The sequence below is a fragment of the Sphingobacterium sp. UBA5996 genome, from assembly GCF_002429765.1.
GTDB lineage: Bacteria > Bacteroidota > Bacteroidia > Sphingobacteriales > Sphingobacteriaceae > Sphingobacterium.
The window spans coordinates 129,561-141,580 of the sequence record NZ_DJAS01000016.1 but is presented as its reverse complement, the minus strand read 5'-3'; the positions used below and the strand labels follow the sequence as shown (position 1 = coordinate 141,580).

6 protein-coding genes are annotated in these 12,020 nt (G+C 44.4%); 3 read left to right on the top strand and 3 right to left on the bottom strand.

Features of this window, described 5'->3' with window-relative positions; genetic code table 11:
- Window positions 1-5: 5 nt before the first annotated feature.
- From B3E00_RS12625 to B3E00_RS12615, 3 genes are all read left to right on the top strand, one after another.
- Window positions 6-806, top strand: a complete 801-nt coding sequence (locus B3E00_RS12625; protein WP_293938650.1) for an endonuclease/exonuclease/phosphatase family protein — start codon at window positions 6-8, stop codon at window positions 804-806.
- A 385-nt stretch (window positions 807-1,191) separates the two neighbouring features.
- Window positions 1,192-4,242, top strand: coding sequence for a SusC/RagA family TonB-linked outer membrane protein (locus B3E00_RS12620; protein ID WP_293938648.1), 3,051 nt, complete (start codon window positions 1,192-1,194; stop codon window positions 4,240-4,242).
- 5 nt (window positions 4,243-4,247) lie between these two features.
- On the top strand, window positions 4,248-5,894 hold the full coding sequence (locus tag B3E00_RS12615) for a RagB/SusD family nutrient uptake outer membrane protein (protein WP_293938646.1): 1,647 nt from the start codon (window positions 4,248-4,250) through the stop codon (window positions 5,892-5,894).
- Between the two features lie 115 nt (window positions 5,895-6,009).
- Here B3E00_RS12615 and B3E00_RS12610 read toward each other — a convergent pair whose 3' ends face one another.
- The 3 genes from B3E00_RS12610 to B3E00_RS12600 are packed head-to-tail and all read right to left on the bottom strand — an operon-like array spanning window position 6,010 to window position 12,004.
- Window positions 6,010-6,936: a hypothetical protein gene (locus tag B3E00_RS12610; RefSeq protein WP_209579354.1), complete on the bottom strand. Its 927-nt coding sequence runs from the start codon at window positions 6,934-6,936 to the stop codon at window positions 6,010-6,012.
- A gap of 2 nt (window positions 6,937-6,938) precedes the next feature.
- Window positions 6,939-8,798: a RagB/SusD family nutrient uptake outer membrane protein gene (locus B3E00_RS12605; protein WP_293938645.1), complete on the bottom strand. Its 1,860-nt coding sequence runs from the start codon at window positions 8,796-8,798 to the stop codon at window positions 6,939-6,941.
- Between the two features lie 11 nt (window positions 8,799-8,809).
- Window positions 8,810-12,004, bottom strand: coding sequence for a SusC/RagA family TonB-linked outer membrane protein (locus B3E00_RS12600; protein WP_209579356.1), 3,195 nt, complete (start codon window positions 12,002-12,004; stop codon window positions 8,810-8,812).
- Window positions 12,005-12,020: the final 16 nt, after the last annotated feature.

Below are 12,020 nucleotides of genomic sequence, written 5' to 3'. Positions count from 1 at the left end.
ATACCATGAAAAAAATAATTCTTGGGGCGATGGCCCTGTTAAATTTAATGAGCTGCAGTGGGGATGAGAAATTAGATCTTACGCCTCCTGCAAAGAAGAAGTTGGTCACCATGACGTACAATATTCACCATGGGGCACCTGAAAATTCAGAGGTGGTCAATCTGGCTAATATTGCTGCGGTGATAAAAAGCAGTGGAGCGGAAGTTGTTGCACTTCAGGAAGTGGATGTCAATGTGGCACGTTCGGGTAAAGTGAATCAGGCTGCGGAGCTGGCAAAGCTACTGGGAATGGAATATCATTTTTCGAAGTCCATTGATTATAATGGTGGTGAATATGGTGTGGCTATTTTAAGTAAGTATCCGATGACCAACAAGCGGCGGGAGTTGCTGCCCATGCCGACAGCGGGCGAACAACGCAGTATTGCTGTGGCCACGGTGACTCTGCCCGATGGCAAAAGCATTGAATTTGCATCGACGCATCTGGATCTGAATGTGCCTAACAGGACCGCACAGGCTGAATTTTTGAACCAGCTGAGCACTTCGTTAAACAAGGCGCTTTTTGTAGGGGGAGACTATAATGCAATACCGTCGAGCAGCGAAATGCTCAAACTTAAAGAGCGGTTTACTTTTTCTTGTATGAGCAGCTGTCCGCTTTCATTCCCGGTTAAGACACCGACGAAAGCCATTGATTTTGTTTTATTTAATGCTCAGGCCGCCAGTAGCTATACCTTGGTTTCATCCGTTGCGCTGACCGGTCAATATGCATCAGATCATTTGCCTGTATCGGTTGTATTTCAATACGATTAAGAAACAGCCAAGAGCGCTGGATAACAAGAAAGATGTGGCATCAGTAGTAAGAAAGATTAGGCCTTGATAAAGAGAAGATTGAGACGTTGATCATGAGGATTTGGCGGCCTAGTAAAAAGGGTGCAGTAAGGGAGTCTTGTATTGGACTCCCTTTTTTATGTACTGATGTAGACTGCTTTTTTCTATAAAATTTTTCATGCAAAACCGATTTTGCCAAACGAAATGGATTTGAGGTTTGTTTAATTCATTGTTGTAAACCTGCAAAACAGGCGGCGCAGATGTGTCTGAGTTATTCCAACGAACTATTTATATATAATGCTAACTATTAAACAAGATGCGATTTTGGCTAAAAGCTAAAACGTTTTAAAACCAACAATTATTAGACATGAGCAATGTTGATTTAAAGACAATGGTGCGCTTGACTGGGAAATCCAGGTTGTTTTTCTCACTGATTGTGCTGGCAGGTACGATCACTCACGCACAATCAGCTCCGAGAGCCATTCTGGAGAGCAGTTTCCTGAAGGAGACAAAAACTAACCAACAACAATTAACAGGTAAAGTGCTGGACAGCAATGGGAAGCCAATTGCAGGTGTGACTATCACTGTCAAAGGAACTGCTAAAAGTACACAGTCTGACGCATCGGGAAATTTCACGCTGGATGCGAAGGCGGGGCAAGTACTGGTGGCGACTTCCATCGGCTACAAAACCAAAGAAGCCTTTGTGGAGGACAGCAGTGTTTCGATTCAACTGGAGGCTGATCAGAGTCAATTGGATGAAGTGGTCGTTGTCGGATACGGTACACAAAGGCTAAAGGAGGTCACTTCCTCCGTTGCGCATGTGAGCGCAGACCAATTTCGTCAAAGTGGTGCGCGAAATCCCTTAGATCTTATACAGGGTAAAGTGGCGGGTTTACAGGTGTCCAGAAGCGGTTCTAACCCAAATTCAGGTGTAGCGACGCAATTGCGCGGAGCAATTTCTGTGACCGGAAGTGCAAGTCCTTTATTTGTAATTGATGGAATACCTGGCGGAAATCCGGATCTGCTCCAACAGGATGATATCGAGTCTGTGGATGTTTTGAAAGATGGTTCGGGCGCGGCGATCTATGGTACCAGTGCCAACGCAGGTGTCATATTGATTACGACCAAGCGAGGAAAGCCGGGAAAATCGGTATTTAACTATTCCAATTATTTTCGAAAGGAATTTGTGTATAATAGACCCGATTTTTTGACTCCACAGGAATTCAGGGATAAGATTGCATCGGGCGAATTAAAGCAGCCGGATTTTGGCCACTCAACAGACTTTTTTGAAGATTTGATCAACAAGGATAATTTTTCACAAAATCACAATCTATCCCTGTCTGGTGGCAATGAATCGACCACATATCGTGGTAGTGTAAATTTCAGAAATCTGGAAGGTATCGCCAAGGAAAATTCGCGGAAGGAATATACGGTGCGCGCCAGTATTAATCAGAAAGGTTTGAATGACCGCTTGAATGTATTGATGAACATCGCGACGAATACCAACAATGCGAATCTGCTGGGCGGGGGCGGCTGGGAGAGTGAGGCGACTAAAAATCCCACCTTGTCAAATTTTAATGACGATGGATCGTATCGTTACGACCGCACAAGCACAAATGAATTTGCACGCTTATTTACGGAAACCAGTTACCGGAAGCAACAAACATCGTCGCTGGATGGAAAGGCGGATCTTACCATCATTGAGGGACTAAAAGCCAGCGTGTTTGGATCGGTGCAACGCAACTCGTATATCGATGGTTCGTATCGGGCATTGAACAGTGAAGCGTCTATGGAAGATGAGGATTATCCGGGTGGAGGCTATGCTTCGAAATCGAATTTGCTGAATGAGCGGTATGCGTTTGAGCCTACACTCCAATATAACACAACCCTTGCTGAGAAGCATAGCATAACAGCATTAGCTGGCTATAGTTATCGTTATGAGAAAGATGAGGGGCAGAGTGCAGATAATAGGGGTTTTATAAATGATCGTTTTCATGAGGATAACCTTTCGGAAGGGCAAGCATTACGCGATGGTCGTGCTAATATGGACAGCTACAAGAATGACAATACGTTGATTGCTTTTTTTGGAAGGGTAAATTATACGTATTCCGATAAGTATATGGCTCAGTTTATCCTTAGACGAGAAGGTTCTTCTAAATTTGGTGCAAACAATAAGTGGGGCAGTTTTCCTGCCGTATCGGTAGGCTGGAATATCAGCAATGAAGACTTTATGCAGGATGTTGATTTTATCAACAATTTGAAGCTTCGTGCGGGTTATGGAGAAACGGGAAATACAGGGTTTTCCAACAACGCTTCCCGATTGACATTAGGGGGCGGCGGAAAGTACCTATACCCCGACGGAGCCTACCGGGAAACCTACGGTCCTGATCGTAACCCCAACCCTAACTTGCGTTGGGAGACAAAAAAGGAGACGAATATCGGTGTCGATTTCACGCTATTCAGCAACAAACTTTCGGGTTCGATTGATGTTTTTCAGCGTAAAACCGTTGATCTGTTGGATACGTACACTACACCTCAACCACCTTACATACGAGAGAATGTCTATTCCAATGTGGGTACTCTTTCTTCCAAAGGTATTGAATTGGCGCTAAGTTATCGCGCTATTGAACGTGACAATTTCAAATGGAATATGGACTTTACAGCGAGTACGTTGAAGAATGTAATGGATAGTTACTCGAATGATATTTTTACGGTTAAGTATAAGGAGTTTGGGGACATCGGCGGAGCAGGTGCCCTCGGCAACGCATTTACCACCTATGAAGGACATCGCATCGGGGAGTTTTTCGGTAAAAGATTTGCCGGATTTGATGCGGATGGGAAATGGCTATTTTATAACCGAAATGGTGAGGCGGTAAGAAATGATCAGATTAATAATTCTCGGGATGATCTCAACGCTTCGGATTTATCGGTGATCGGAAATGCTGTACCCAAATATTATCTTTCGTGGACAAACAATTTTTCCTATAAAAATTTTGACCTCAGGGTGTTTATGCGTGGGAAATTTGATTATGACATCTTAAATACGACTGCGCTTTCGTATGGTAATAAAGTGTGGTCGGGCAACCTGTTGAGAGATGCTTTCACCAAATACAAAGATATAAACGATACCTATATGTATTCGGACTATTACCTCGAAAGTGGAAGTCACTTAAAAATTGACGAAGTCACCTTGGGCTATCGATTTAAATTAAAAAATGACAGCTGGGTAAACAACCTGCGTGCTTACATGACTGTACAAAACCTGGCGACGATATCCGGTTACTCGGGCAACGATCCGGATTTGGTATTGGATACGGGTTTGGGGAATGAAGTGAATGGGCAGCGCTTGGGGATCGACAGCCGCGGTCCTTATCCGAATACGCGGTCGCTTTTGTTTGGTGTAAATTTTAGTTTCTAATTCCTATGAAAAATATTTTTAAAATTTTAATGCTTGCGTGCGTCGTCAGTGCGTCAAGTTGTACAAAATTGGATGAAAATGCTTACGATGTTATTGTCGCAGAAGATTTTTATGCAAATAAGAATGAAGTGATTTCTGCTGTATTGCGACCGTATACCCACGCCAACGCCTGGATATCGCCCTCGGGACAGGATGGCTGGTGGCGTCCAGCCGAATTATCGGCCGATCAATTGGCCTGGCCAACAAAAGGGCGGCATGGAGAAGATAATGGAAAATGGAAACGCCTTCATTACCATACTTGGACGGTCGATGAAGGTGGGTTGAATCAAGCCTGGGTACTGATGTACTGGGGGGTAGGTCTATGTAATAGCCCCATCGATATTCTTGAAAAATCTGATGTGGCCAGTATGGGAATTACAACGGAAGAAAAGAATCAATACATTGCCGAGCTTAAGCTTTTACGCGCATTGCACTACCTGAAGCTGATGGATCTTTTCGGAAATATTCCGATAACCACAAAAGCGCCCACTACTGCTGAAGAACCTCTTCCGGAGCCCTCTTCTACCAAAGAAGTGTTTGAATTTATTGAGAAAGAAATTCGAGATAATATTGACTTAGCCCCAAAATTATCGCGGGCGATGTTGGGTCGGGTGTCGCAGGCTACAGGGTACGCGATGCTAGTCGAACTATATTTAAATGCTGAGAAATGGTATGGACAGCCGAGATGGGATGACTGTATCGCGGCAGCTGATAAGTTGATATCGGGTGACGGGGGTGGTTTGAATGGTGCCATGGAATTAGATCCGAATATTAAGGACGCTTATGTTCCGACGAATGATCTCTCCAAGGAAACCATTTTTTCTATCGCTTACGATTATAAAAAAGCTGATTTTTCGGCGGGTTTTCCGAGTGAGTTCTATCATTTTGTGCAGAGTGAAATCTATGGTGGCGGCAGAAACGGAAATAATGGGATTGTATTGGTTCCCGGTGTTTTCGGTCAGTATGCAGCAAATGATCTACGGAAAAAGGAATGGTTTTTAAGTGGCCCAATGGTGAAATTTGTGGACGGTAAAATGGTTGAAGGATCGGAAGAGTATAAAGGTGAACAGCTTGTCTTTGTGGATTATATTCGTCGGGCAAAATCGGGGGGTACATCGTCTACCATGAGCGACGGTGAAGAAAACAGTGGAATCCGATTTAATAAATATAAAATTGGAAATAACGTCGAAGGGAATGTGAATGGCGTTGTTATACCTGTTAATGAAAATTACAACAATACCGATTGGAATGTGTATCGCTTGAGCTGGATTTATTTTGCGAAAGCCGAAGCGCTGATGCGCAAAAGCGGCGGTACTGCTTCACAAGTTGCAGTTGACTTGATTAATATGTGCAAAAAAAGGGCATTTGCTGATGCCGACTGGGCGGCAGCACAATACAATACGAGTACGCTGACGTTAGATGAGCTTTTGGCGGAGCGTGGGCGTGAGTTTATTTTTGAGGGGTTCAGAAGGCGTGATTTAATCCGTTTTGGTAAATTTCATACCGCAACGTGGTGGGATCATAAACCTACTGCTGAAAACAAAACGGTGTTTCCGATACCTCAACAGCAGATATCGATGAATCCCAACTTAAAGCAAAATCCTGGTTACTAAGATGCTTTGGGTTAGGAGCGGTTAGGGGGGTAATTTACATTTGAATAATGTTATTATGTTAGGGGTACCAGCAGAGCTGCGGTACCCCATACTATAAAGGGATAAAAGGGACAAATTAGTTTTGACGTTTAATGCTGATGTTTAGATAGCGACTGTTGTCATATCCGCTCAAAGCATTGACGATAACGACACCATATTTTTCGTCTGGTGTCTTAAAGTAGAACATGCTGCCCACTTTAAGATCATTTAGCGAAAGGTTGGTCGTTTTGCGGGAAATTGCATTGTTCTGAATAACTGTTCCAGATGTTAAGGTGTTTAGAAATGTGGAGGCCTGATTGGTCTGTATACCGGAAAAATAGGTTGCCCGGCCTTTTCCGGATAGATCCGTAAAGTCGAAAGCTTTAAAGGGAATTGGACTGGCTTGTAGCGAATAGATATTATAGGAATAGGTAATGGCACCATTGGCTTCTACTTTATAGGTGCGATACATCCCCAGATCGATTTTTCCTGCATTCGCTTTGGCTTCAGCATAGGTATATGTTTTCCCTTCCATCAGATCAATAAAGCAAGCGCTGCTTTGCGCTGTGCTATCTGGCATATAGAGCACGCGATTGTTCAGATGGGCGTAATCTGATAGCACATTATAGGTCACTGAAGTATAGCCATCGCCCATAAATACGCCTTCGCTGTCCACCGCCATTATTCGAAAAGTGGTAAGACCCACCTTATCGGCCTTAATTTTATAAACATAGCGGAGGCTTCTTTTTTCGCCGTCTGCCAATGGGATTTTGAGCGCTGCTGCACCGGCGCCATTGTAAAAGATCCATACCTGATGCATGTCTTTGGAAGCTGAGCTAATCGTAAAATCGACATAGATGGAGTCTCCGGAAGCAACATCCTTGTAAGTACCAATACTAAATTCATTTTCTTGGTGCAGCGTCACTTTAACATCCGTAAACTGATTGAAAATATTGTCGCCTTCCCGTTTGCAGGAAAGCAATATGCTGAAGAGGATAAGGAGCAATAAATATTTCTTTTTCATAATTAGTTGTTTAGTGGATCGAATGTACCGCCTTCATAACCGATTGTTTGTTCGAGCAATGGAGAGGAGCTCATAAAGGTATTTGGCAGTGGGTAGAAATAATAATAATCACGGAAAGCAAAGGCTCCATTCGCGCTTTCTGCGCGTAAATTATAGGGATATTTGAAGTAATTCAATACGGTATCTCTATTGTTCATGTCCAAACGCTCGCGATGCATGATCCCGGCAGCGTTCTTTGCTTCTAATATTTTCTTTAGAGCATCGGATTTGGTTTCGAACAGATACGTTTGGATCGTTCCTTCGAGGGTATGCATGCGACGCGTCCGTCGTAGGTCGTGATAGCGCTTGCCTTCAAAAGCGAATTCAATTTGCCGTTCGTTCATCAGTAGATCGCGCATCTGTTCTTTGTTGGCAGCAAGGGACAAACCGTAATCGTATTTCCCCTGTTCGATGCCGGCGCGTTGCCGGATACTACGGATCAGTTCTTTAGCGAGCGCCAGATCGCCTGTTTCATTTGCTGATTCAGCATAATTCATCATGACTTCGGCAAATCGGATTTCAATCCAGTCCATACCATTGCCGCCTATGTCATTGAAAATGCCCACAGATGCAGATGAAAGTGATGGATTGACAAATTTTTTGCAATAAAAGGATTTTATGGAGGATTCTCCGTCTGCATTGGTGTAGTTCCACTGTTTTCGTCCTGTCTTGCCGCTCAATGGCCAGTCTGCACCGTTATAGACGATGGTGTTTTTGAACCGTGGATCTCTGTTTTTCCAAAAAAGCGCATCATCATATAGGAGGTTATCCCCGTTGGCGGGTGTGCCATCTTTCATGCGATAGGCTTTGAGCAAAAGGGTGGTCGGAACATAATAATCTGCTGGTGCTCCGCCTTCGGAGGCGGGGCGCGATGCGCGTTCGACAATAGTGTAACGCTTAGGTGATGTGGCAGAATAGGAACGAAGTAGTACCGCTTCTGTATTGGCTATGCCTTCTTTTAAAAAGATTTCATTATAGTTGGGCATTAAGGCCCGCCCAGTAGCTTGACAGAGTTCATAGGCTTCTTTGCTTGCCTGAAAAGCAGTTTGCCAACGTTGTGCTTCGTAGGGATGCGCTGCATTGTCGGTTGGATTAAACTGTGGACTGGCCCAGTATAGCAGCGCTTTGGCTTTCAGCGCTGCTGCTGCTGCTTTGGTAATTTTACCGCGGCCAGTGCCATCGTCCCAGGTTACGCCATCTAAATTCGTCATTGCAGCATCCAAGTCGCTGACGATTTGTGTAAAGCATGCTTTTGCGGATACCCGACCACTTAACTCCAGTTTGTCTGGATTTTGAGGGTCGAGTACAAGGGGCACGCCACCGTAGAGCCGTGTAAGCTCAAAATATACTATGGCGCGTAGGGCATAAAACTGTCCTAAAAATTTCTTCTTGACCTCTGGTGGCAGGGTTCCTGCTGGAATATAGGCGATCGCATTGTTGCAGCGTGCAATGTCAAAGTAGCGGTTATCCCCAATATTGGTACCCTGGTATTTGGTGGCAATGTATTTGACATCATTAAGTGTGATTTCCCCACTCAGACCCAATACTTTTTTGCTGGCTGCATTCGTTCCCGAAAAGTAGTTTTCGTCACTGGCATAGTGCATCTGCATATCGTTTGTTGTGACTTCATGCGGATGGGTAGGCATGATCATGCTATAGGTACCAGCCAGATAGTATTCAATGGCACCTTCGTTGTCCCAAATGCGGGCGTCCAGACCACCATGATCTACGAGCTCAAAAAAATCATCTTTACAGCTCTGTGTCATCAGGGCTGTACTCGACGCCACCAATAAGGCTATTATGTATGTAAAATGTCTTTTCATGTCTTAAAATTTTAAATACCAAAGTTTAAACCAAAGGAAATCGTACGGATTGTGGGATAATTGTACAAAGAAGAGGAATAGGGGTCGCGGTGTTTAAATGGTGCGACAATGGTCCATAGGTTATTACCCGACAGCATCAGCTTGAGCGAGCGTACATTGATCTTATCTGTAAAGGTTTTAGGGACACTCCAGTTGAACACCATATTGTTGATCCGGATGGTTGTACCATCTTCTGCCCAAAAGGTAGAATTCCACTTTTTCATCATCGCAGCATCGTCATATCTTGGGAATTTTCCATTGGGGTTTTCCAACGACCAATGGTCTTCCCAAAAACTTGGAACATTCACGAATGCAGTAGGAGCGGTCATGGCTTGGGACTCATAGAATACCTTTCCGCCAAATACGGCCCTGAAATTGGTGTTTAAGGAGAACGATTTATAAGCCAAGCCAACGGTGATCCCTGTTGAAAAAACCGGCGATGTATTATCAAACATGGTGGTTAGGTCTTTTTCGGTGATCTTGCCATCGCCATTGGTGTCTTCGTATACGGTCCAGCCGACCTGTGGTACTTTGCCGTCGATGGTATAGTTGGGGTTTTTGGCCAAGAAATTATCCACTTCCTGTTGTGTACGTAACATATCCTGATAGATCAGTCCATAATTTGAACTGTTGTATTTACGGGAGTCTGTTCCCATTTCCACCTTCCAGTCTGGATAGGAGAAATCCCATAGCTGGAATTTGTTGAAGTACATTTGGGTCGTGTAACTTGCCGAATAGCCAAAGTTCATATTGGTGGAAAGTTTGAATCCGTTGGAGAAGGTGTTTTGGTAACCCAAGGAAAATTCGGTACCCCAGCCTCTTCGTTTCTGGTAGTTGACGACTGGTGCTTTGAATCCGGCGTACATCGGAAAATTCTCGTCGTTACCTTTGTCAAATACATCGTACGAGTTTCGGAGATAGTATTCGAACCCAAAGCTCAGTTTGTTGTCAAACCAGCGGGATTCTATTCCGAAGTTGAAGGTACGGTGTTTCTCCCAGGAGATATCGGGATTGGCAATAATGGTTGGGTTGAGTGATGCGACCGGTGTTTCGCCGTAGAGATAGCCTGTATTGACGAGGTCGACACTGAACCGTTCTTGCCATAGCCGCGCTAACACACGGTCTTCACCTACCAGTCCATAGTTAGCCCTTAGTTTTAAGTAGCTGATATAATTGAGGTCTTTAAAAAATTCTTCGTCACTGACCACCCAACCAGTCGCGACCGTGGGGAATACCCCCCAGATATTACCTTTCGCAAAATTGGAGGAGGCATCGACACGGGTAATCACTTCAAGTAGATACTTTTTCTTGTAATCGTAATTGAGCCTTCCAAAGAAGGATCGTTTGACGGCTTCGGTGATTGATCGGTCGGACCGCGTGAAAGTCGATTGGTCGAATGCCCAATATTCATCTAAATTTAGCAGCTGTTGATTGGTCCAGTAAGCGGATAATCCTTCTGCATTGGAAGCCGACTGCTCTGCACCTACCATGAGATCAAGGCTATGCTTTCCAAAAGTATTTGCATATTGTAATACGATATTTCCCTGGTAACTATTCCCTTTACCCAAGGAGGGTAAAATCCTTGTCTTGCTACCATCCATACGAAACACTTTGTCTACGGTGTTGGTGTAGAGCTTGTTGTTGTTGCCTGTGCGTACAAACTCGTATAGATCGTAAGCCGGGAGGTATTCTTGGCCACTGGAAGATGTTCCCGAATTGGAGATCTGTATGCGGGCGCTGAATCCTTTGAGGTATTCTGGCGCATAATTTAGGGAGGCGTTAATGTTATAATTTGCGTTGCTGCGTTTTTGGTAGTAGCCTGAGTTGATGATTGCCAGTGGATTGGTATTGCTATTGGCATTGATGTTACTGAAGTTTACCGGTAGGCCATCGATCTGTATGGGTACCCATTGCGGCGTCGTAATCAGGGTTTGATAGAAGTTTTGATCGCGGTCGTCGGATAGGCTGTTTTGGCTATTGGTCTTTGTATTATTTACATTAAAGGCAATATCAGCTTTTAAACCGTCAATAATTTGTGTATTGAAGCCGGATCGGAATGAATATTTCTGTTGGCTCATACCTGCATAGTTACCGTCTTCTTTTTGATAGCTTCCGCCTGCAAAGAAGGTTATCTTTTCACTTCCACCGGAAATGGATAGGTTATGGCGTTCCATTTTAGAGGGTTTCCAAAGTTCATCATACCAGCTTTTATACGGATTTGTTTTTAAATAGGCTAAGTCTTCATCCGAAAAGAAGTCTGTGGGTTGGGCATTATTGAGTGCGTAGGTTTCGTTCAGTAATTTGGCGTGTTGATAGGCTGAAAGCATTTTTGGCTTTACCGTAGCGTCTGAGATACCGAGGTAACCGTTGTAGGTGAGCTGTGTCTTTCCTGCCTGCCCTCTTTTGGTGGTGACTAGGATAACCCCTTTTGCTCCGGAGGCTCCATAAATGGCTGCGGATGCGTCTTTAAGAATCGAAATGTTTTCTACCATGGACGCATCTAGGTTTTCAAAGACATCGGATGATGAAATAATACCGTCAATAACATACAGTGGCTCATTGGTTACCCCTTGCAATTTGGCTTGGTCTGAGGCGAAAGCATTACGAACATTGAGGGTAACTGCTGCTCCTGGCCTGCCCGAAGACTCGCTTACGCCCAATCCTGCGACGCGGTCGCGTAGGGCTGCGGCAATATTGGCTGCCGGGATGTCCTGGATTTCTTTTGGGTCAACAGAGGCCACGGCACCCAAGACTTCGCGCCGTTTTTTTGTGCCGTATCCGACCACGACAACCTCATCTATGCTGGTATTGGACTCGAGTCGGATTGTGATATTGGTTTTGCCCTTCGTGTCTATTTCTTGTACTTTATAGCCCACATAGCTCACAACAATAACTGTATTGTCTGCAGGAAGGTTGATATGGAACACCCCATCTTCTCCTGTTTTTACGCCGGCTTTGCTGCCTTTGACCAGAATAGTTGCGCCGTGGACAGGCTTGCCGTCTTGATCAAGCACACGGCCGGTGACACCAGCAAATTTTGTGGAAAGCAGAAGTGGAGAATTTGTTGTTGGCAATGCAAAAACCGGGGCTGGCGAGAGCGCAAGCAGGGGGCAAAGAAGCTTGATACTCCGCTTTAGCAAAGATTTTTTGAAAAATGGATAATTCATACATTTAACTTGTTTA